This is a genomic window from Brucella pseudogrignonensis (assembly GCF_032190615.1).
Classification (GTDB): domain Bacteria; phylum Pseudomonadota; class Alphaproteobacteria; order Rhizobiales; family Rhizobiaceae; genus Brucella; species Brucella pseudogrignonensis_B.
On record NZ_JAVLAT010000001.1, the window covers coordinates 366,550 to 389,377 of the forward strand.

The window sequence follows — 22,828 nt, forward strand, 5'->3', positions numbered from 1 at the left end:
AGGCATTTCGAATGCCTGTCAGGTGACAGAGGAGTCAATCTTTTTCAGGTAAAAGCGCTTCAATATCGTTGAAGATCGACTGCCACTCTTCCGGCGTAAGCTCGAAGAAGTTAAAGCTTCGGAGCAGAAAAGCACCCTCATTGGCAATGAACGCCAGTCTTGCACGCCTGCCTTCTGGCGTCGAAACATCAAGACCATCCCACTGCTTGCGATACCAGGAACGCGTTTCATCCAGATAATGCGAATTGGGAATAAGGCTCGCCATCATCGCAGCAAATCGAGAATCATCTTCGGCATCGCTCTCACGCGTGACAGCGATATGCGCTGCAATATGTGAAATCGCATCCTGCCTGTGCTGTTTGCGCGCCGTCACCTGATCATCGAAACGGTCGCCCCACCGCTCGATCATGGCTTTCATGAGCCCGTCTTTATTAACAAAGCAATATTGAACGCCGCCCTTTGTGACACCGGAGGCCTGCGCAACCGCATCCATTGTCAGCGCAAGGATACCACCCTCGGCAACCAGCTTCTCGGCCATGTCGAGCACATGATCACGGTCGATTGAGCGTGGACGACCAGTTTTCTGCAATTTCTTACTTTCCATACGGACGGATTTATATTATGTCAGCCACCCTGACAAGTTTGAATACGCTCGTATTGAAAAGGTGTAATCCGATGTTGCCGCAAAATCGCTGGCTCGTTCTCGCAATAGTTTCCAGCGCGTTGTTCCTGATCGTTGTGGATATGACAGTGCTTTACACGGCACTGCCACGCCTCACCCATGATCTGGCGGCAAGTGCTTCCGAGAAGCTCTGGATCATGAATATCTATCCGCTGGTGGTGGCAGGCTTGCTGCCGGGCCTTGGTACGCTGGGTGATAAGCTTGGCCATAAGCGCATGTTCATGAATGGTCTCGCAGTGTTTGGCCTCGCTTCGCTGTGCGCAGCCTATTCGCCAAATCCTGAAGTGCTGATCGCAGCGCGCGCACTCCTCGCTTGCGGCGCAGCAATGATGATGCCTGCCACATTATCCATCATTCGACTGACCTTTACCGACGAAAAAGAACGCTCACTTGCCATTGGCATCTGGGCGGCAATTGCTTCGGGTGGCGCAGCCATCGGCCCTGTCGCAGGCGGGGTTTTGCTCGAATATTTCTGGTGGGGATCGGTCTTCCTGATCAACGTGCCTGTAGTTCTGGTGGCGTTGGCACTTTCAGCCTTCAACCTCGAAAATCGTCCGCTTGGCTCTAAGCGCAAATGGGATCTGGTTGGCTCGATCCAGATCATGGTTGGCCTGATCGCGCTAACCTATGCTGTCAAGGAACTGGCCAAACGCGATGCATCGATGACTGTCTTTGCGGGAGCCCTGATTATAGGTCTCATTGCAACGACCATTTTCGTGCGACGCCAATTTGCGAGCAAGGAACCGCTGATTGACTTCTCGCTATTTAACAACAGGCTATTCTCGACCGGCGTATTTGCGGCTCTGGTCGCATCAGGCTCGCTGACGGGCATGGAACTGGTTTTCAGTCAGCGCCTGCAACTAATCGAGGGCTTGTCACCCTTACAGGCAGGATTGATGATTCTGCCAATTCCGTTGGCTGCATTCGTGGCTGGCCCGCTTGCCGGTATTCAACTGCCACGTCTTGGTGCAGGCAAAGTCCTCTGGACATCGCTTGGTATTACGGCAGCGGGTATTATCATTTATAGTCTGACCTATAAAAAAGAACCGATGTTCTACATCACTGGCCTGACAATTCTCGGCTTTGGCGTTGGTGCAGTCATGACAGCAGCATCGTCAGCGATCATGGGCAATGCGCCTATTGAAAAGGCTGGCATGGCCGCTTCTGTTGAAGAAGTTTCATTCGAGCTTGGCAATGCGCTGGGTGTAACAATCTTCGGCAGCATTTTGTCGGCATTCTACACAGCCAGCTTTGTCCTGCCTGCCGGTTCAAACATTCCGCCTATTGTGCGTGATAGTCTTGATGAAGCACTTCTTGCTGCACAATCGATGCCTGCAGGTGATGCCAATGCCTTGATTAGCCTTGCATCTCAGGCATTCGAAAATGCCTATGTGGCGGTCATCGTTGCAGCAGCAATCTTGCTGCTCATTGCCACTGTTGCAACCTATATCGTGCAACGTCGCAAAGTGAAGATCGCTTAGCTCATATGCTTCGCGTCACCGCAATTGCTGCGGTGGCGCGTTCGCTGGTTGTTTTCCTGACCACCAGTTCTGCATCAACCCCAGCCGCCGCAAGAGCCGCAGATTCTGCGACACCATGGCAGCCAACTGTAGCGAAAACCACGTCTGACGGGTGCTTGAGATTTGGCGTTTCTTGTTCAAGCCGCGCAGCATCAAAGAAGCACATCTCGCAATCATAATGGTGAGAGAGCTGACCCCAGACGAGATCACCTTGCTTGGTAATAATTGTAGATATGACCGCCGGTCGCTCTACTCCGGCACTTGCCAGCACTTTATCAGCCAGCAAAATAAGCTCCTCAAGACTTACGCCTGAGGAGCAACCCATTCCAAGAGCAACAAGATTTTCCTTAGACTGCACGAGGTGCCGGCTGCTGAGCTTCTCGAATGTCTTCTGATGTGACACCGAGAATATCTGCAATACGCTTGATCATCGCTGTTTCCGACTGATCAACATGATCGTCCGCACGCGCAATCCGAACCAGATCGCGCAACAATGAAGCACGGCGTTCAGGTGCCATTTCAGCCAGCATCGAAGCCGCCTGCTTGGTGGTCGTCTCATAACCAAAGTCTTTGAGATATTCCGTCACTTCCGGCAACTCTTCCGCCGAAATTCCAAAATTCTCGGAAACGATCTGCCTGAACGCAGCAATTTCCGCGGGATGGCGATCACCATCGGCAAAGACCACATGAAGCAGAAGAAGCAGTTCCGAGGCGAGCGCCGGATCTTCGGCAACACGCTGCACAGCACTCTTTTTGCTGAGAAACGCAGTAATACGTTCGAAAAAGCTTTCGCTCATGAATGACTGTCTCCTGATACCGAACAGACCTGCATTGATAATGGTGCACGAACCGAAAAACAATGTCAGCCTTAATAAGGTTCCGCAAATAGCCGTCTGGCGCAATGCGATTGTCTGCTTTATGTTGCATCAACTTTTGCCGGGCCCCTCCATGCTTGAATTTTTCGATACATTAACGCTTCTGCTGACCATGGCCGCTTTCATTGCGGGCATTATCGATTCTATCGCAGGCGGAGGCGGTATGATTACGATCCCGGCTTTGCTTCTGGCGGGTGTACCGCCTGTTGAAGCACTTGGCACAAACAAACTTCAGGGGCTGTTCGGCTCTTCCTCTGCAACAATTGCTTATGCGCGCAAAGGCCACGTCAGTATTCGTGAACAATGGCCAGAAGCCATTGCATCCCTTGTTGGATCGGTTCTCGGTGCGCTTCTCGCAACCGTCCTACCCGTCGACATCATGCGGGCGGCACTGCCTGTTCTGCTGATTGCAATTGCCATTTACTTCGCGGTGAAACCAAGCATTGGTGACGTGGATCGCGCACGCCGGATAGGACCATTCCTGTTTGGCGTCACGCTGGTTCCATTGATTGGCTTTTACGACGGGCTGTTTGGTCCGGGAACCGGCTCATTCTTCATGCTGGCATTCGTGGCACTTGCAGGCTACGGCGTACTGAAAGCGACCGCTCATACCAAACTGCTCAATTGCGCGTCCAATATCGGCGGCTTTGTCACTTTCGCTCTCGTTGGCACGATCAACTGGAAAATCGGCATCTGCATGGGTATTGCGCAGTTCATCGGTGCTCAAATTGGCGCAAGCCTTGCCATGAAGATAGGCTCGCGTATCATCAAACCCTTGTTAATCGTGGTAAGCCTAGCGCTCGCCATACGACTGATGATGGAGCCGAGCAATCCCATTCGCCAGATGCTCGGTTTCTAAGTCACCGAACTGGTAGAAAATCAGAACTCGATACCTTTTTGCGCCTTTACACCCGAACGGAACGGATGTTTTATCATCTCCATCTCGGTCACAAGATCTGCAAACTCAATCAGCTCATCCTTAGCATTGCGGCCTGTGATGATGACGTGTTTCATCTCGGGCTTGGCGGCAAGCACTTCGATGATTTCCTCAACCGGCAGATAATCATAGCGCAGTACAATGTTAAGCTCGTCGCAAAGCACCATGTCATAGCTTTCATCAAGGATCAGGGCCTTCGCCTGTTCCCATGCATCACGCGCCATGGCGATATCGCGTGCACGATCCTGCGTTTCCCATGTAAATCCCTCACCAAGGGCCGAAATTGTGACTTGTTCCGGAAATTTTTCCAGAACCCAGCGCTCACCCGTATCCCATGAACCTTTGACAAACTGCACAACGCCGATCTTCATACCATGCCCAAGTGCGCGGAAAACCATGCCAAATCCGGCGCTCGATTTACCCTTGCCCTTACCCGTATGGACAATCACAAGGCCTTTCTCGTCGGTCTTGGTGGCCTGAATCTTATCGCGCGCGGCTTTCTTCTTACGCATCTTATCCGCATGACGGGCATTCAATTCCTCTTCCGTCATCGAAAGAAGTTTCGCAGATTTCTCAGCCATTTAATGCCCTTTCCGGAATCAGTTTTTTAAGTTTAATAAGGCCCATGGAAGATGATAGATCTTCCAGATCGGACTTTGCTCACAAACAAAGAGTGGCACGTCACATCGTCGTTTTCGTGCGATACTCCATAAGGTTTTCCAGCTCAAACCGTGCTGAATTGGAACGTGGCACCCAAAAGCCACGTTCAATTGCATCGTTGAGCTTTGAAGCGGTTTCACTCAGCGCAGCCGGGTTTTTATCAAGCATGAAATCATGCACCGCTCTATCAGCGATATAAGCCTGATAGACAGCCTCGAAGTGATGATTGCCAACTTTGCCAGTCGTTGCTGCAAAAGCGAAAAGATAATCGACGGTGGCCGCAATTTCCGCAGCGCCCTTATAGCCATGACGCATCACGCCAGCGATCCATTTAGGGTTCGCCGCACGGCCGCGCACAACCCGCGCCAGCTCTTCTTCGAGTGTGCGGATAACCGGCTTTTCGGGCCGTGAATGATCATTGTGATAGACGGTCGGCATCGCGCCAGTCAGATTTTCAACAGTAGCGGCCATTCCACCTTCAAACTGGTAATAGTCATCACTGTCGAGCAGGTCATGCTCACGGTTATCCTGATTCTGCACCACGGCCTGCACAGAGCGAAGCCGCTCTTCGAGGAGACCGCGTTCCGCCTGACCCTCTTCGCCCGCTCCATAGGCATATCCACCCCAGACGAGCCATGCTTCGGCCAGATCGTTGCGACCGGCCCAGCCATTTTCGTCAATCAGTGCCTGCAATCCAGCACCATAGGCACCGGGCTTTGAACCGAAAATGCGATAGCCCGCGCGACGCTCGGCAGTCTTTTCATCTGCACCTCTTGCGATAAGGCGCGCCTGTTCGGCTTTGATGCGGTTAGCAATCGGATTGGCATCCGCCTCTTCGTCAAGTGCACCCACGGCACGCACAGCCTTGTCGAACAGTACAATCTGTTCAGGGAAAGCATCGCGGAAAAAGCCAGAAATACGCAACGTCACATCCACGCGCGGGCGGCCAAGCTTGGCAATCGGCACGATCTCGTAGCCAGTGACACGCCGAGAAGCCATATCCCAGACAGGTTTTATGCCGATCAGCGCCAAAGCCTGCGCAATATCATCGCCGCCTGTGCGCATGTTGGACGTGCCCCAAGCAGTCAAGCCAAACGAGGTCGGCCACTCGCCGTGATCCTGCGTATAACGCGTGATCAGCAATTCAGCAGATTTGCGACCAAGCTCCCATGCGGCAGGTGTCGGCACAGCTCGGCTATCGGTCGAAAAGAAATTACGACCAGTTGGCAAAACATCTGGCCGTCCACGTGTCGGCGCACCCGATGGTCCCGGCGGCACAAAACGCCCTGAAATAGCAGACATAAATCCTTCAATCTCTGAAGGTCCGCAGGATGTCACCATCGGGCGCAAATGTTCATTGATTGACTGCAACACGGAATTCGTCTGCGTCCAATCTGCCGGACAATCAACCTCGCCCTCAACAAACTGCGCGGCAAGCAATTCAATACGTTCGACCGTATCACCTTTAATACGCCAGCTCGCAGGACTTGCTGCCAAAAGCAATGCTGGCTTCGGCCCGATCCATGGATCAGCCATTGCACAATCGAGTGGATCAAACTCTTCGCCAAGGCCTGCATCTTTTGCGATAGCGCGTTGCAGACTCTGTTCGCCCGGCAAACCACCCAGCGCAACAGGAATACCACGCGGAACGCGTGCCAGTGCTACCAGCAAATCGGTGAGCAAACGCCCTTCAGGGGCCAGACCAAAAATATGCAGCCCATCGCGGATCTGCATTTCCTTGAGATCGCAGAGATAGGCATCAAGCTTTTGCAGCGCCATGTCTTCATCGTCATGGTCGTGAATGCCTGCATCGCGGTCGAGACCAATATCACGCACCAAATCAAGTATCTGCGCTTTCAGCCTTAGCAAACGGCGCGGATCAACACCCGAGGCCTCATAGTACTCATCAACCAGTGCTTCCAAATCTTTAAGCGGGCCATAGCTTTCGGCACGCGTCAGCGGCGGTGTCAAATGATCAATAATAACAGCACCCGCACGACGTTTGGCTTGCGTGCCTTCGCCCGGATCATTGACGATAAACGGATAGACATGCGGCGTAGGGCCGAAGACCGCTTCTGGATAGCAATTTTCCGATAGCGCTAAGGCTTTACCGGGCAGCCATTCCAGATTGCCATGCTTGCCCATATGCACGATGGCATCAATCTTCGCTACGTCACGCAGATAAGCGTAGAACGCGATATAACCATGCGGCGGCACCAGATCAGGCGAGTGGTAGGTCTCTTTCGGATCGATATTATAACCGCGTGCTGGCTGAATTCCCGCAATGGTTTCGCCAAGCTTCATGAGCGGCAGCGCAAAACCTTCAAGCTCGCTATCAAAGAACGGATCATTCTCCGGACCGCCCCAGCGGGTTTCAATTTCCTGCTGAATCACATTGGGAAGTTTTTTGAAAAACGCTTTGTATTGACTCAGAGAAATAACTTCGCGGATTACACGCCCATCACGTGCGGCATTGGTTGGGCCGGCCATCAAAAGCTGCATGAAGGCATCACTATCAGCAGGCACATCACCCACCTGATAGCCCTCACCTGCCATGGCGCGCATCACTTCTACTGTTCCGGCTGGCGTATCAAGCCCAACACCATTGCCCAGCCTGCCATCGCGGTTCGGATAATTAGCAAGAATCAGTGCAACGCGGCGCTCTTCTGGCTTCTTACGCTTCAGGCGCACCCAGTTTGCCGCCTGTTCCGCAACGAAAGTCACGCGACCTTCATCCGGTTCATGGGTGACGATATTGGCTTCAACCGCGCTATCGAATTGCTTTGCCGATTTAAACGACACTGCGCGCGACAGCACACGACCATCCACTTCCGGCAATGCAACATTCATCGCAAGATCACGCGCCAGCAAACCCTGCTGCGACGATTCCCATGTTGCCTTTGGCGTACCGGAAAAGATCACCTGCAAAACCATATTGCCGCGCTTATCAAGCACAGTGGGTTTACGCTCCGCCCCCGGCGACGAAATCGCAAAGCCGGTTGCATTGAGCACAATATCCGGCTGGCAATCTTCAAACTGGCCATCCACAACCGCCGCCGAAAGCCGATCCTTGAGGCTGGAAACAAAAATCGGAACAGGGTTCAAGCCCTCACCCTGCAACGCACTGATCAGTGCTTCTACTGGCTGTGTCTGTCCGCTCTGCACCAGCGCACGATAAAAAATGATTGCCGCGGCAGGCGCATCAGCGGCCTTCCATTGCTGACGGATGAGATCAAGCGAAGGCGCGACCATATTGGGCCACCACAGCCCAGCTTTTAGAAGCGGTGCAGCCTCTTCCGGCTTTTCGCTGTCATCAATCAATGCGCAACAATAATCAAGGAAGCGCGACGTATTGGCGGCTCCGCCTTCGATCAGATATTGCCAGAGAGCATTCCGCTCCTGCAACGAAATAGTTGAGAACCGTTCAAGTCCGTAATCAGGCTTATCATCACCCGGCAGCACTGCGATCTTGATGCCGTGTAAAACCGCACAGGCATGAAGCGCCTCAAGCCCATAAGGCCAATAGGTCTCGCCACCAATAATCCGCACAACAATAAGCCTCGCATGTTGTGCCGTGCGCTCGATATAAGCGTCGACTGACATGGGATGTGTGAGGCTTAGAAAATTGGCGAGCCGGAGGCTTGGCCCATTTTTCACGAGCTTATAGGCCTGTGAAATACTAGCCAGCTCCGTATCGGCAGCGGAAAGGAACAATATGTCAGCCGGCGTCTGGCCGAGGTCCACGGCCTCATTGCCGTCGCCTATCGTTCCTTTCTGGGCAAGTAAAAGATGCATTACGAAACGGCGTCTTTCACGGCTTTGGTGATTGCCTGCTCGTCAATCTCATGCAGACCAATGACGACAAGGCGCGTATTGCGCACTTCATCCTTGCCCCATGGGCGGTCGAAATAATGCTCAATACGCTGGCCAACGGCCTGCACAACCAGACGCATCGGCTTGCCCGGCACATCGACAAAGCCTTTGAGACGCAGAACATCGTGTTCCGCAATCACAGCCTTGAGCTTTTCAGTAAATGCCTTTGGATCAGCAACCGAGCCTGCTTCGACCACAAAGCTTTCAAACTCATCGTGATCGTGCTCATGGCCATCAGCATGATGGATTTCATGATGCGACTTGCGGTTGGCAATATCGTCTTCCGTACCCACGCCAAGGCCGAGCAGCACGTCCGCACCAAGCTTGCCGAAGCTTGCTGGCACCATGTTGACGCGGCGCGATGAGCGTTCCGCCACATCGGCCTTCACGCTATCAAGTTTCGATGGATCAACCAGATCAGCCTTGTTCAAAACAATAAGGTCAGCTGCATGAATCTGATCCTCAAAAAGTTCCTCTAAAGGGCTTTCATGGTCAAGAGATTCATCCGCTGCACGTTGAGCGTCTACCTTGTCGTGGTCGTCAGCAAAGCGGCCTTCAGCAACGGCCGCGGCATCAATAACTGTCACCACGCCGTCGACCGTCACCTGCGTCTTGATTTCAGGCCAGTTGAAAGCAGCGACCAGCGGCTGAGGCAGTGCCAGGCCGGAAGTTTCGATCACGATATGATCAGGACGATCCGCACGATCCAGAAGCTTGGTCATGGTCGGAATAAAATCATCGGCAACGGTGCAGCAGATGCAGCCATTGTTAAGTTCGATCACATCTTCCTCACGGCAGCTTTCAATACCACAGCCTTTCAGAATTCCGCCATCGACGCCCAGATCGCCAAACTCATTGATAATGAGCGCAATACGCTTGCCATTGGCGTTTTCCAGCAGATTGCGGATCATCGTTGTCTTGCCGGAACCTAAGAAGCCGGTGATTACGGTCGCTGGAATCTTTTGTCCCTGCATCGAATTATCCCTTCATTTTGAGCGGCAGACCTGCCGCCATGAAATAAACTTCATCCGCCACTGATGCCACAGCCTGATGCAAAAAACCGGCATGATCGCGAAACTCCCGCGCCATCCGATTTTCTGGCACAATACCCAAGCCAACTTCGTTGGAAACGAAAACAACTGGACCTGAAAGCTGAGGCAATGCCGCTATCAGCGTCTTAGTTTCAGCAGCGATATTCTGCTCTGCCATCATCAGATTGGTTGTCCAGAGCGTTAGGCAATCGACCAGCACGAAACGGTCATGCCCCACGTGTTTTTGAAGCGCCCCTACAAGATCGAGTGGCTCTTCCACCGTCTGCCATTCACTCCCGCGACGGTTGCGATGAATGGAAATACGGCTTTCCATTTCTGTGTCGAATGCGCGCCCTGTTGCGAGATAAACTGGCTGAAGTCCTGAGTCCTCAACCAGTTTTTCCGCAAACGACGACTTACCAGAACGAGCTCCGCCAAGAACGAATGTAATTTTTGCATTTTCATTTCGGGGCAGAGCCATGCCGATCAGCCTTCAATATCTGACGTTGCATAAGCCTGAATGAACCAGCCCAGCGCAAGACCAATGACGGCCCACATGAACAAGTTTGTTGCAAGCGATGCGACAGCATATTGCGAAGCAAGCAGTGATGGGATTGGCGATGCAATATCTTCAGGATGCGGTGCCCCATAAAGATGTGGTGCGATAATCAACACAAGTCCGAAAATTTTGGAGATGATCTCACCATGCAAAACCAGCAAATAAATGCCGACACCGCTCAACACCACCGTCAAAATCCACCAGAGCTGACGCTGCGCCAGATCAGCGGCAGGCATCGCAGGCAGTTCCGGCGAAAGCCCCAGAGCTGGCAGGAAAGCGACTGCAAAGAAACCGGCCACACCCCAGAAAATACCGTTCTGCGGCGTAATACGACGACCAAGCAACAGAGCAACACCGCCGAGAAGTAATGCAAAACCTGCCCCCGCAACGAGATTAGCGAGAATAGTATTCCCCAGACGACCAAACGGCAGTTCTGCCCCGGCCTCATCTTCACCTTCGCTGGTTGCAGCTGCTGCATGATCGTGCGGTGCAGCCGCTTCGGCTGCATCACCATGACTATGACTTCCACCAGCGTCTTCATAAGTTTCCGCCTGAATAATCAGCGGAACAGTTTTCAAATACATGGCAGGCGTCACCAGAAGCCCTGCCAAAAGGCCAGCAGCAAGCGTGGCCAGAAGATAACGGATCAACATTTTAGTCCCTCAACAGCAATCATTCGCCGATGGCCGTCCACCATCAAGCGCTGCTCATTTCCTGTTTCAAAAAGCTAAACGGCTTAGTGGCAAGGAAACCCATATGAATGGCGCGTATCATGCGCTGAATCGTGCAGCGTATCGGAATGGGCGAGACCCACGCCGTAAATCAGAAATGCACCGAGAAGCAGCGAAACGACTGCGGTGGCAAGACGCGTTGCGAGCGGCATAGCTAAAGTGCTGGGAACAGAATTTTGGGTACGTGCAGCCATGACAACCTCCGTGTAGGCAGCAGGGAAAACCTCCCATGGGGTGCGGACAAAATGCCCTTCACACTACAGGCAGGTCTCCTGGCTCACGGGTCGTAGGGTTTGAAGCGCCTTCCCAGAAACGCTTAGTTTCCAGTGGTTGCCGATTAACCGGCTTGCCTCATCCCTCTCCGCTCTACAGTCGCGGGGTCGGCTGCGATAAAGACGCCCGGATTGGGTCCGTCCGTCGCATTCCCTTTTGGTATCGCCGGGATTCGTCCCGGCAAAACCTGTTGTGCAAATTGACACTAAGCTTTCGCCCATGCGACGTCAATCGAGTGCGAACAACGCATCAATATCAAGACAGTTTTCAAGACCGTCAGCCAGTTCATCAAGTGCCATTTCAATACCTGCACGATAATTCTCACCCGAACTGCTCACGCCGAGCGTTGCAAGAAATTGCCGACGAAACTCATCTGCACCAAAAACACCATGCAGGTAGGTGCCCATCACCCGACCGTTCGCCGAGACTGCCCCGTCATCGTGATCGCCGATCCGCGCGAATGGGCGGATAGCGTCGGGACCATTGGTTCGCCCTATATGAATCTCGTAGCCATCAAGTGCTGCATCATAAAGTTGCGAGTGAGCCGCAACATTGCGCACGACTTTTTCCGGTTCCATCACAGTCTTGACGTCCAGCAGCCCCAACCCGTCAATGTCGCGCACCTGACCCTCGATACCGCCCGGATCGCTTATCCGGTTGCCAAGCATCTGGAACCCACCACAAATACCAAGCACATGCCCGCCACGCCGCACATAGAGCTGCAAATCACGCTCCCATCCGTTTTCGCGAAATGCAATCAGATCGGCAATCGTCGATTTTGTTCCCGGTAAAACCACAAGCCCTGCGTCATGCGGCAAAGGCTGTCCCGGCGGAACCATGACAACCTCAACCTGGTTTTCTGCTTTCAGCGGGTCAAAATCGTCGAAATTTGCGATACGCGGCAGCATCGGCACTGCAACTTTCAATGCTTTGGCATCACCGCGCGTAGCGCGTTCCAGAACAACCGAATCTTCCGCAGGCAGTCGCGACACGGCTTTCAGCCATGGAACGACCCCAAAGGAACGCCAGCCCGTAAAGCGGGTAATCGCCTCAAGCCCCTCATCGAACAGCGAAATATCGCCACGAAACTTGTTGATCAGGAAACCGCGCACCATAGCGCGATCTTCATCAGACAAAATTGTGTGCGTGCCGACCAGTGAGGCAATCACCCCGCCGCGATCAATATCACCCACCAAGACGACTGGCACATTTGCACGCGTGGCAAAGCCCATATTGGCGATATCGCCGGCGCGCAGATTGATTTCGGCAGGCGACCCCGCACCTTCGATCAACACCAGATCGGCGCCTTCGCTGACGATCGCGTAGGATTCCATCACCGCTGCCATTAATTGCGGCTTAAGCTGCTGATAATAGCGCCCACGCGCTTCGCCCCGCACTTTCCCCTGAACAACCACCTGGCTGCCCATATCAGTCTGTGGCTTCAGCAGAACCGGGTTCATATGAACCGATGACGGCACGCCACAAGCCAGAGCCTGAAGCCATTGCGCGCGTCCAATCTCGCCGCCATCATCGCTGACGGCCGCATTGTTCGACATGTTTTGCGGTTTGAACGGCCGGACTTTGAGCCCGCGATTGCGTGCAACGCGGCAAAGACCGGCAACAAGCACGCTTTTGCCGACATCCGAACCCATTCCCTGAAACATGATTGCGCGTGTCATGCGAGCTTGCCTATCCCAACTTCATACCACTGGCAATCGCCACCGGTTGCGGCAACCTTATATGCAAAAATGCGCATCAGTTTATTACAAAAGTGAGCAAGATTATTCCAATGTAGCGTTGGCAGCCACGAACCATTGTGATCTAGTCACCTCAGGAGGGTGCGGTGCTCATAGGGAGGAAACCATGGATACTGGCGACCAGAACCAGTTTGAACTCAATGACGATCAACGCGCCATTCAGGATATGGCGCGTGGCTTCGCATCGGATTTTGTTGCGCCCTATGCCCTGCAATGGGATCGCGACAAGCATTTCCCGATTGACGTCATAAAGGAAACCGGCCCGCTCGGCATGGGCGGTATTTATGTTCGCGAAGACGTCGGCGGATCTGCACTCAAACGGTCAGATGCCGTCCTTATTTTCGAGGCATTGGCCGAGGCTTGCCCCGCTTTCTCAGCCTTTATATCCATTCACAATATGGCAGCATGGATGATCGATACGTTTGGTGATGAAAGCCAACGTCAGGCGTTTATGCCCAAACTCACGTCGATGGAATGGCTTGCCAGCTATTGCCTGACTGAACCGGGTTCAGGCTCCGATGCAGCCGCGCTTCGCACCCGCGCAGAGCGCGATGGCGATCATTATATACTCAATGGCACCAAGCAGTTTATTTCCGGTGCGGGCGCCACCGATCTTTATGTAACTATGGTGCGTACCGGCGAGGACGGCCCGAAAGGAATTTCCACCATCGTTGTGCCGAAAGATGCGCCCGGCCTTTCCTTTGGCACCAATGAGCACAAAATGGGCTGGAATATGCAGCCCACCCGAACAGTGATTTTCGACAATTGCCGCGTGCCTGTCGCCAACCGTCTGGGTGATGAAGGTACGGGCTTCCGAATCGCCATGGCCGGCCTTGACGGTGGACGACTGAACATCGCCGCCTGCTCGCTGGGTGGCGCACAATCTGCACTCAATAAAGCACTGGAATATACGGGGCAGCGTAAAGCTTTCGGAAAGACAATCGATCAATTTCAAGCTTTGCAGTTTCGTCTAGCAGATATGGAGACCGAACTCTCGGCAGCAAGACAGCTTCTTTACACTGCCGCGAGCAAACTCAGCCGCAAGACGCATGATGCTGGCAAATGGTCGGCCATGGCCAAGCGCTTTGTAACGGACACAGGCTTTAACGTCACCAATGACGCGCTGCAGCTTTTGGGCGGCTATGGCTATCTTCACGATTACGGCGTCGAGAAACTTGTCCGCGATCTGCGCGTTCATCAGATTCTTGAAGGCACCAACGAAATCATGCGCGTCATCATAGCACGCCAGATGATCGGGCGCTGATACATTTATTGAATGGGAGGAAATCATGGCCACTATCGCTTTTATCGGCCTCGGCAATATGGGCGGCCCGATGGCCGCCAATCTGGTGAAAGCCGGTCACAAGGTCATAGGCTTTGATCTGCTGCCTGCCCACCTGGAAGAAGCCAAAGCCAACGGGCTTGAGGTCGCGGCAAGCGCCGCCGAAGCTGCAAGCAATGTCGATGCAATTATCACCATGCTGCCTGCTGGCAAACATGTTCTTTCTGTTTATGAAGACATCGCGCCTAAGGCTCGTAAAGACTCACTTTTCATCGATAGTTCAACAATTGACGTTGATTCGGCACGCAAAGCGCACGAGATAGCAGCGCAGTATGGCCATCTCTCTGTTGATGCACCGGTTTCGGGCGGCACAGGTGGCGCCGCAGCAGGTACCCTCACTTTTATGGCGGGTGGCAGTGATAATGCCTTTGCAAAGGCTGAGCCGCTTCTTCACCCAATGGCTGGCAAGATCGTGCATTGCGGCGGCGATGGTGCAGGTCAGGCAGCAAAAATCTGTAATAATATGATTCTCGGCATTTCGATGATTGGGGTCAGCGAAGCTTTTGTTCTGGCTGAAAAACTCGGACTGTCACATCAGGCACTGTTTGATGTGGCTTCCACTTCTTCTGGTCAATGCTGGTCGCTGACGACCTATTGCCCAGTGCCCGGACCAGTACCGACATCCCCGGCCAACCGTGATTACCAGCCCGGATTTGCAGCGGCACTCATGCTCAAAGACCTAAAACTTTCGCAAGAAGCTGCAAAAAGTGCAGGCGCAGCCACCCCATTGGGCGCGCATGCAGAAGAGATTTACGAGCGCTTCGGTAATGATGGACACGGCGGAGACGATTTTTCCGGCATCATCAATTATTTACGCTCGATAAAAGCGTAAAATCGGTATTTATATTCTATAAATCGCAAAAAACTGACATTGTTTAGATTTGCTTAAGTATCTGATAACTGTCCGGTAACGATGTTGCGCTAAAAGAGGGGCCAGAGACGATTGAGTTCTTCTCTGGCTCCGGATTTGGTACTGCGTACCGGAGCTTCAGTCTCTTCCACCGCGTATTGTTTGGTGGAAGCGCCATGCGTATTTGGCAAGACCGTGCACCTGACGAGGCAGCGCGGTTTTTTGCTTTTTTCTGAAACGCATAGAATCAGGTCATAATCTTGTGACTGATGCAACATGATCCGAGACACGCATACCTTTCGGACATATAATGGCGAAAACTAATCAGACCTTTGCCTTATCTAAATTTAGATATTCTGCCGCAATTGTGCGCGATACGAAGTCTAGGCGATGAAAATATGCAGTTTTGGAAAACTTAAGTTTGACTACTCTCAATCCAATAGCCTCGTCTTCAACTGACAAAACCCTCTTCGGCCTTCCGTTGGCCGTCGTCTTTATTCTGTGCTACTTCGCCTTTCAAGCGCTACTGGTAACTGTCGTCTCCAACGGCGCGGGCCTTGATGACGCGGAACAACTGGCGAATATCAGCTACCTGGATTGGGGATATGGCGGATCTCAGCCGCCTCTTTATACATGGATAACAAGCCTTACGTCATCCGTGCTTGGAACTTCCATGCTGACACTTCAGATCGTCAAGTTCGGATTGTTGGCAAGCTTATTCGCAAGCGTTTATGGCGGAATGCGGCTGCTCGGCTTTTCCAATTTGGTTGCATCTGCATCAATGCTGGGACTGTTTCTCATTCCGCAAATCGGTTGGGAATCTCAGCGCGCACTCACACATTCAGTTGCAAGCACATCCGGTTGCGCTTGGGCTTTCCTCACTTTTGCATGGTATATGCGCGCTCGTAGCGTAGTATCGGCAGCAGCATTCGGCGTTGCGATGGCGGCAGCAGTGCTTGGAAAGTTCAACGCTTCTCTCTTCATCCTGATGCTGGTGATCACTGCACTATCCATCCCTGAATATCGTAAAGCACTGATTTCCAAGCTGTCTCTCATCACCATAGCCACTTTTGCTCTTTGTGTATCGCCCACTGCCATCTGGATGCTTGCGCATAAGTCAAGTGTCATTGCCCGTTCTGAAAAACTTCAAATCGGCGCATCAGGCAATCTGTTTGTCGACCGCTTGCAGGGCGTCATTAGCTTTGCAGAAGCTGCGTTTTTGTTTTCTATTTTGATATTGGCTATTGCCGGTATTATTTCGCTCATTCATTACCGCAAACGAACCACGGCAAAAACACCATTCACAGCTGGTGAACAGCTTATGCGTCGGCTTCTCATCGTTGGGATTTTAATTGTTTTTACAGGCGTGATAATTGCCGGCGTTAGCAATATAAAAGATCGCTGGTTACAGCCTGTTCTGTTTTTAACGCCTGCAACTATCGCCTGTTTGTTTTCACAATATCGAAGAGACAGTCGAGCGCTTATCGACTTTGCTCTAATTAGTACGGCTTTTGCCCTGATTGTTCCGGCGGTTCTCGCCTACTACCTCAATTATGGGTCCAGTAATCCGCCTTATGGGCAGCTAGATTATCGCGGGCTTTATGAAGAGATTCATAAAGATGGAAACTTCAAAACGATCATTACCGACTATCCGCAGATTGCAGGAAATTTCCGACTTTTTGATCCATCAATTGAAGTAATTCATCCGGAAACTCCCTATGGCGCCTCCAAAGCTTCCAGCGATGTGCTTGTAATGTGGTTTGGTGACACCACACCCAATGCACGTGTATCACCACTTATCAATGAAGCGCGGATCAACCCGCCAGCAACAGGCATAAGCACAAAAGATATCATCTATCTCACGCGACCAGATCAACACCTCACTGTCAGTTATTTTTTAAAGAAATAAAAAGGTCCGGGCAAACCCGAACCTTTTTCATTTACTCAACTGTTTCTTGAACAGCATGCGCAGTGCTCTTCACATCGCGCCCTACACCGCGAACCGTATTAGCACAGGAAGCTAACGTGAATGCGCAAAGGACAATAGCAACAGGAACGATACGAGATAGCTTCATCGGGGCTCTCCATTGAGGTCACAGTCTAACAAGTAAACCGCCTGAAAGACCGGCCCGCCCTGCCCGGTATTCTGGTGGTGAAGCTGTTTTTACAGCTGTCACATCAGCCATCTAGCGCAGCATTTTTTCCCGACAAGAGCGCGGCTTAGCCACAAACCGCTGCAAGGTTACTCCAACCCGAACGCAAAGTTTCAAACCGACCACTGCGGCGATAAGATTCAAAGACATTGCGCAGATGATCCGCCACAACCTGAATATGCGGCCCTACATCCGGACGAATGATCATTCCAAGCTGATAACGTCCCAATTCCGGCAAACCATGTTCAGGGCCGAGCGCAACAATGCCTTCACCAAGTAGCGTCTTACCAAACGGTGCAATCGCAAGATCAGCTTGTATTGCCGCACGCTGCCCCGTTGAGTGTGAACTCATATAGGCAATGCGATACTGACGACCCGAGCTCTCCAACGCTTCCAGCGCATTGCCGCGCCATGCACAGCCCTCTTCCCATATTGAAAGCGGCAGCGGATCGCGACGATAGGCCGTTCCACATTTCGCACCCGCCCAGACAAGCTCCTCATCAAGCAAAACTTCAATGTCGCCTTTGCTTGGAACAGTATGGGAGAGGTTAACGAGCGTAACGTCCAGACGCCGCTCGTCCAGACGCTTACGCAGATTGGTGCTTTGATCAATCACCACATCAACCGTGACACCGGGATGTGTCTCGGCAAATCGTTTCAACACCAACGGCAAAACACATTCGCCAATATCATCCGGCGATCCCAGACGAACAACACCCGTAATCGTAGGAGCCAGAAATTTAGCGACGGCTTCACGATTGAGAGCCAGCAGCCGCCGTGCATAGCCTAGAAGCATCTCGCCATCGCTGGTCAATGTCACAGACCGCGCATCGCGATCAAACACAACAACGCCTATTTGCTCTTCAAGCTTCTTGATTTGCATCGAGACTGCTGAGGGTGTGCGAAACACGACATTCGCGGCGGCAGAAAAACTGCCAGTGTCTGCGATAGCCGCGAATGTACGCAACACATCAATGTCGAGCATAGGCATGGGATGCTGAACCGGCGCTGTCATGTTGAACTCCATAGCTTTTCGCTAGTTCAATTTTTCTGATCATATAGCTTTGTATATTTCGTTTGATTGAACGTCAAGATGACCGCAAGCTTCGGGCATAGAGATCAAGTCACTCCCGAACACATGATCTCAATTTTGTCTGGAGAACGAAAATGAGCCTTCAATGTGAAGCATTGCAAAACGAATGTAGGTTACGCTCGTCTTTGATCCCAAGCTGGCTCAAGGCAAACCTAGCAACATTCAACGAATTTTATTCCAACTGGAAATACCATCGACGCGTTAAAAGGAGCCGCAGGGCATTGGAGGCTTTGCCCGAACACATTCTTCACGATATCGGCTGGCCTTGCGTTGATGATCGGCTGCCTGCTCCAACACTGAAAGCCGAAAGGCGTTAGTAATATTGCAAATTGAGGGCAGGATATTCGATGCCTTCAATTTAGCGACATCTAGGCACCAATTTACGGCAGGCATTTAGCCGCACTATTCAATCTGAACGTTCTATGTCTCAATATGTCTGTTCTGTTTGCGCCATAGCCGCCCCCTTAGAAAACAAGGCTGTCGCAACAGGATGACCGGTCAAAAAACGACCGGATGACAAGACCGGTAAAATTCCGGTGTCATGACGGAGGCACAAGGCCTGAATTGCGTCGGGAACCCGCAACAAGGCTTTTAAGAATGGGAACGGTCAGGCTATGATTGAAGCTTCATCGATTAAGCGATCTATTGTTTTTTTTCTGGTGCCGGACTTTTCGATGATCGCATTTGCGACAGCGATTGAACCGCTGCGCATTGCCAATCGCATGCTGGGCTATGAAGCCTATCGCTGGCGGCTCACATCAAGTGATGGCAAGCCGGTCAAAGCATCGAACGGTGTAGAATGCGCCGTCAACGCTTCACTGGAAGACGAACGTCGTTTCCTTCAGCGTGAGCAACGGCCATCCATGGTCTTCGTTTGCTCAGGCGTTTACGTTGAAGAGTTCCGCAACAAGTCTGTCTTTGCCTGGCTACGTGAAGAATATAATCGCGGCGTAGCGGTGGGCGGCCTCTGCACGGGCGCGCATATTCTAGCCGCCGCAGGTCTCCTCTCCGGCAAACGATGCGCGATACACTGGGAAAACCTGCCAGGGTTCTCCGAAGCTTTTCCGAAAGCAGAAGTTTATGCCGACCTCTTTGAGGTGGACGGCAATATTTACACATGCGCTGGTGGCACAGCAGCACTCGATATGATGCTGAAACTGATTGGCGATGACTTTGATGACAATCTGGTGAATCGTATCTGCGAACAGGCACTAACCGACCGCGTCCGCAATCCACATGATCGTCAGCGCCTGCCACTGCGTGCGCGCCTTGGCATTCAAAACTCAAAAATTCTCACCATCATCGAAATGATGGAGGCCAATCTTTCCGAGCCGGAAACTCTCATTGATGTGGCGCATAGTATAGGTCTATCGCGCCGTCAGGTTGAACGGCTGTTCCGGCAGGAAATGGGCCGTTCACCGGCCAGATATTATCTTGAAATACGTCTTGATCGGGCGCGGCATCTTCTATTGCAGTCCTCTATGCCGGTGGTGGAAGTGGCTGTTGCATGCGGGTTTGTGTCCGCGTCGCATTTTTCCAAGTGTTACCGCGAACTTTATGGCCGTTCACCACAGCAGGAGCGAGCTGATCGTAAAATGCTTATAGCAGCATGATCACATTAAAAGCCACGCTCCTTAGCGTGGCTTTCGATTTTAAATCAGGGCGATAGCCACGCCTCATGAATCAAACTCTCAATATCGCACGCATATGAAAATCAACATTTCGGCTCAATCAAATACACATTTAACTTCGGTCGCCGGACGCTCTGATTATGTCGTAGAATGAATATTGTTGGCCCACACCAATCACTATGATTCCATCAAATTATAAATGGGATCGCATAAAATGGCAGAGTTTCCTAAGAAGGCAAAAGTCGTCATTGTCGGACTTGGCGGCATCGTCGGTGCATCGGTCGTCCACCACCTGATTGAGCGCGGTTGGGACGACATTGTCGGCATTGATAAATCCGGTATTCCGACGGATATCGGCTCCACAGCACATGCTTCCGATTTCTGTTATGCGACCAGTCACGACTTTCTATCGTGTTGGACCACGCTTTACTCCATCGATTTCTACGAAAAGATGGGGCATTACGCCCGTGTCGGCGGCATCGAAATAGCTCGCGTCGGTGATGATTCCCGCATGGAAGAGCTGAAGCGCAAGGTCGCATCTGGCAAAGCCTTTGGCACTCGCGTTCGACTGATGGAGCCATCCGAAGTCAAAGAGAAGTTCCCACTCATCGAAGAAAGCCTCGTTCAGGGCGCTCTTTGGGATCCCGATGCGGGCCTTGTCATTCCACGGTCACAAACCGTTGCTGGCAAGCTGGTCGATCAGGCAGAAGCCGCTGGCAAACTACAGAGCTTTGCGAATACGCCCGCTCAGTCACTCATTGTTGAAAATGGACGCATCAAAGGTGTTGTTACGCATCGCGGAACTATAGAAGCGGATTATGTCGTTATTTGTGCCGGACTTTGGGGCCGCTTGATTGCCGAAATGGTTGGTGAAGACCTGCCAGTCATGCCGATCGATCATCCGCTCACCTTTTTCGGACCCTATAATGAGTTTGCAGGCACCGGCAAGGAAATCGGCTGGCCGCTTCTGCGCGATCAGGGCAATTCTGCCTATATGCGCGACACGGGCGACCCAAAGACTGCCGAAGGCGGGCAAATCGAGTGGGGCTATTACGAGGAAACCAATCCGCGCCTTTGCCACCCTCGTGATCTGCTTGAAAAGCACGAAGCCCGCCTGTCGCCCTCGCAGCGCGATCTCGATATGGAACAGGTACTCGAACCACTCGAACGCGCCATTGAATTGACACCCATTCTGGGCGAACTCGGCTATAATGAAAGCCATTCCTTCAACGGCTTTTTGCAGGTGACGACCGATGGTGGCCCATCGATGGGCGAAAGCCAGAAGGTGCGCGGTCTCTGGTACGCGGTTGCAATATGGGTCAAGGACGGCCCCGGCATGGGCAAGCTCATTGCCGATTGGATGACCGATGGCCGGACGTCAATTGATCATCATGCCATCGACTATTCGCGCTTTTATCCGCATCAAATGACGGAGCAGTTCATCTGGGATCGCTGCACCGAAACCGCGATGAAGGTCTATAATCCAGCAGTCCATCCGCGTGAGCCATTCTCCAAAGGCCGCAACATTCGCCGCTCACCTTTCTATGAGCGTGAAAAAGAACTCGGCGGCTACTTCATGGAGCTAGGCGGCTGGGAGCGGGCGCATGGCTATGCGGCCAATGAACATCTGCTGGAAAAATATGGTGACCGCATTCCCGTCCGCGAAAATGAATGGGATAACCGCCATTTCTGGCGTGTCTCCAATGCCGAACATCTCGCATTGAGCGAAGATTGCGGCATTATCAATCTCTCGCACTTCGCCATGTATGACATTGAAGGCCCGGACCATGTCGACCTGATGGAATGGCTTTGTGCTGCCAAAATTGGCGGCGATGCGAATATCGGCAAAGGCATTTACACACACTTCCTCGACAGTGAAGGCATGGTGCGCGCCGATTTTACCGCAATCCGCATGGCTGACCGCATTCGTATGATCAACGGTGCAGATGCTGGTCCCCGCGATTTCCATTACATGCGCCGGGTTGCTGAGGATAAAGGCTTTGATGTCACCATCACCGATGTGACGGAAAAATACGTCACCATTGGCATTTGGGGACCGAATGCTCGCGAAAATCTCAAAAAAGTTGTCGAAGACCCGGATGGTCTTGATCCCGAAAACTTCGCTTTTGCAGCGATCAAGCCAATCCGCATTGCAGGTAAAGACGTTACCGCGTTCCGTATTTCCTATGTCGGCGAACAGGGCTGGGAATTGCACATGCGTTACGAAGACGGGCTTGCCGTCTGGGATGCGCTGCGCTCAACGGGTGCTATTGCTGTTGGCGTTGAAACCTACGCCAATACACGCCGCATGGAAAAAAGTCTGCGTCTTCAAAATGCAGACCTGCTCACGGAATATAACCTGTTGGAAGCCGACCTTGCCCGCCCGAAGGTTAAGGAAGCAGACTTCTGTGGCAAGGCAAAGCACCTTGAATATAAAGCTCGCGAACATCAGCCAGCAATGCTCTGCACGTTGGTCATGAGCGAGAATGTCGATTCCAAAGGCGTTGCACGCTATCCGGTCGGCATTTTGCCGGTGCTCGATCCTGAAACAGGTGAAACACTTGTCGATGAACTCGGTCGTCGCTCTTTCACATCGTCCATCGCCTATGGACCAACCATTGGCAAAAATATCGCGCTCGCCTATCTGCCATGGTCCTATTGTCAGGAAGGCCGCAAGCTGAATGTGGAATATTTTGGCGAGACCTACCCTGTCGAAGTCGTATCGATTGGTTATAAACCGCTTTACGACCCCGAAAATCTTAAGCCGCGAAGCTAACGCATGTCGCGGAAAAGTGGAACCCGGTTTTCCGGTAACGACATGCGCAAAAATGAAAGCCGGGGCAAAACCCCGGCTTTTACAT

General features: G+C 52.3%; 20 protein-coding genes and 1 riboswitch. Of the genes, 8 read left to right on the forward strand and 12 right to left on the reverse strand.

What is annotated here, in order from left to right; translation table 11 throughout:
• Positions 1–34: 34 nt before the first annotated feature.
• Positions 35–589, reverse strand: coding sequence for a TetR/AcrR family transcriptional regulator (locus RI570_RS01860; protein WP_313826677.1), 555 nt, complete (start codon positions 587–589; stop codon positions 35–37).
• 86 nt (positions 590–675) lie between these two features.
• On the opposite strand from RI570_RS01860, the gene RI570_RS01865 reads away from it, so the two are divergent.
• Positions 676–2,163 carry an MFS transporter gene (locus RI570_RS01865; protein WP_313826678.1) on the forward strand — a complete coding sequence of 496 codons (1,488 nt, stop codon included), beginning with the start codon at positions 676–678 and terminating at the stop codon, positions 2,161–2,163.
• A 1-nt stretch (position 2,164) separates the two neighbouring features.
• Here RI570_RS01865 and RI570_RS01870 read toward each other — a convergent pair whose 3' ends face one another.
• On the reverse strand, positions 2,165–2,527 hold the full coding sequence (locus tag RI570_RS01870; RefSeq protein ID WP_313828514.1) for a cobalamin biosynthesis protein: 363 nt from the start codon (positions 2,525–2,527) through the stop codon (positions 2,165–2,167).
• A 22-nt stretch (positions 2,528–2,549) separates the two neighbouring features.
• Positions 2,550–2,999 carry a TerB family tellurite resistance protein gene (locus RI570_RS01875; RefSeq protein ID WP_250038940.1) on the reverse strand — a complete coding sequence of 150 codons (450 nt, stop codon included), beginning with the start codon at positions 2,997–2,999 and terminating at the stop codon, positions 2,550–2,552.
• Between the two features lie 151 nt (positions 3,000–3,150).
• Here RI570_RS01875 and RI570_RS01880 point away from each other — a divergent pair, with 151 nt between their 5' ends.
• Positions 3,151–3,936, forward strand: a complete 786-nt coding sequence (locus RI570_RS01880; protein WP_313828515.1) for a TSUP family transporter — start codon at positions 3,151–3,153, stop codon at positions 3,934–3,936.
• A 20-nt stretch (positions 3,937–3,956) separates the two neighbouring features.
• Here the strand turns inward: RI570_RS01880 and cobO are convergent, their stop codons facing one another.
• From cobO to RI570_RS01915, 7 genes are all read right to left on the reverse strand, one after another.
• Entirely contained in the window at positions 3,957–4,595 is a 639-nt protein-coding gene (gene cobO / locus RI570_RS01885) for a cob(I)yrinic acid a,c-diamide adenosyltransferase (RefSeq protein WP_064320764.1), read from the reverse strand.
• A 100-nt stretch (positions 4,596–4,695) separates the two neighbouring features.
• Entirely contained in the window at positions 4,696–8,469 is a 3,774-nt protein-coding gene (cobN, locus tag RI570_RS01890; RefSeq protein ID WP_313826679.1) for a cobaltochelatase subunit CobN, read from the reverse strand.
• Positions 8,469–9,521, reverse strand: a complete 1,053-nt coding sequence (gene cobW, locus RI570_RS01895) for a cobalamin biosynthesis protein CobW (protein ID WP_313826680.1) — start codon at positions 9,519–9,521, stop codon at positions 8,469–8,471. Before cobW ends, cobN begins: the two co-directional genes overlap by 1 nt.
• A gap of 4 nt (positions 9,522–9,525) precedes the next feature.
• Positions 9,526–10,059: a bifunctional adenosylcobinamide kinase/adenosylcobinamide-phosphate guanylyltransferase gene (cobU, locus tag RI570_RS01900; RefSeq protein WP_313826681.1), complete on the reverse strand. Its 534-nt coding sequence runs from the start codon at positions 10,057–10,059 to the stop codon at positions 9,526–9,528.
• Between the two features lie 5 nt (positions 10,060–10,064).
• Positions 10,065–10,790, reverse strand: coding sequence for a CbtA family protein (locus RI570_RS01905; RefSeq protein WP_313826682.1), 726 nt, complete (start codon positions 10,788–10,790; stop codon positions 10,065–10,067).
• Between the two features lie 83 nt (positions 10,791–10,873).
• Positions 10,874–11,062: a CbtB domain-containing protein gene (locus tag RI570_RS01910; protein WP_313826683.1), complete on the reverse strand. Its 189-nt coding sequence runs from the start codon at positions 11,060–11,062 to the stop codon at positions 10,874–10,876.
• A gap of 50 nt (positions 11,063–11,112) precedes the next feature.
• Positions 11,113–11,347, reverse strand: a riboswitch (cobalamin riboswitch).
• Positions 11,348–11,368: 21 nt separating this feature from the next.
• On the reverse strand, positions 11,369–12,820 hold the full coding sequence (locus RI570_RS01915) for a cobyric acid synthase (protein ID WP_313826684.1): 1,452 nt from the start codon (positions 12,818–12,820) through the stop codon (positions 11,369–11,371).
• Between the two features lie 184 nt (positions 12,821–13,004).
• Here RI570_RS01915 and RI570_RS01920 point away from each other — a divergent pair, with 184 nt between their 5' ends.
• From RI570_RS01920 to RI570_RS01930, 3 genes are all read left to right on the forward strand, one after another.
• The gene (locus RI570_RS01920; protein ID WP_313826685.1) at positions 13,005–14,162 is read left to right on the forward strand and encodes an isobutyryl-CoA dehydrogenase; all 1,158 of its coding nucleotides are present in this window, start codon (positions 13,005–13,007) and stop codon (positions 14,160–14,162) included.
• Positions 14,163–14,187: 25 nt separating this feature from the next.
• Positions 14,188–15,072 carry a 3-hydroxyisobutyrate dehydrogenase gene (gene mmsB / locus RI570_RS01925; RefSeq protein ID WP_313826686.1) on the forward strand — a complete coding sequence of 295 codons (885 nt, stop codon included), beginning with the start codon at positions 14,188–14,190 and terminating at the stop codon, positions 15,070–15,072.
• Between the two features lie 424 nt (positions 15,073–15,496).
• Entirely contained in the window at positions 15,497–16,999 is a 1,503-nt protein-coding gene (locus RI570_RS01930) for a glycosyltransferase family 39 protein (protein ID WP_313826687.1), read from the forward strand.
• A 31-nt stretch (positions 17,000–17,030) separates the two neighbouring features.
• Here RI570_RS01930 and RI570_RS01935 read toward each other — a convergent pair whose 3' ends face one another.
• A complete protein-coding gene (locus RI570_RS01935) occupies positions 17,031–17,165 on the reverse strand; it encodes an entericidin A/B family lipoprotein (protein ID WP_094539832.1) in 135 nt (44 codons plus the stop codon).
• Positions 17,166–17,310: 145 nt separating this feature from the next.
• Positions 17,311–18,258: a LysR substrate-binding domain-containing protein gene (locus tag RI570_RS01940; protein ID WP_313826688.1), complete on the reverse strand. Its 948-nt coding sequence runs from the start codon at positions 18,256–18,258 to the stop codon at positions 17,311–17,313.
• Between the two features lie 152 nt (positions 18,259–18,410).
• On the opposite strand from RI570_RS01940, the gene RI570_RS01945 reads away from it, so the two are divergent.
• The 3 genes from RI570_RS01945 to RI570_RS01955 all read left to right on the forward strand — a co-directional run bounded on the left by RI570_RS01945 (position 18,411) and on the right by RI570_RS01955 (position 22,743).
• Positions 18,411–18,653: a DUF1127 domain-containing protein gene (locus tag RI570_RS01945; protein WP_313826689.1), complete on the forward strand. Its 243-nt coding sequence runs from the start codon at positions 18,411–18,413 to the stop codon at positions 18,651–18,653.
• Between the two features lie 297 nt (positions 18,654–18,950).
• Positions 18,951–19,949 (forward strand): GlxA family transcriptional regulator, encoded by a 999-nt coding sequence (locus RI570_RS01950; protein ID WP_313826690.1) that lies wholly within the window; start codon positions 18,951–18,953, stop codon positions 19,947–19,949.
• A gap of 232 nt (positions 19,950–20,181) precedes the next feature.
• Positions 20,182–22,743 carry an FAD-dependent oxidoreductase gene (locus RI570_RS01955; RefSeq protein WP_313826691.1) on the forward strand — a complete coding sequence of 854 codons (2,562 nt, stop codon included), beginning with the start codon at positions 20,182–20,184 and terminating at the stop codon, positions 22,741–22,743.
• Positions 22,744–22,828 lie beyond the last annotated feature (85 nt).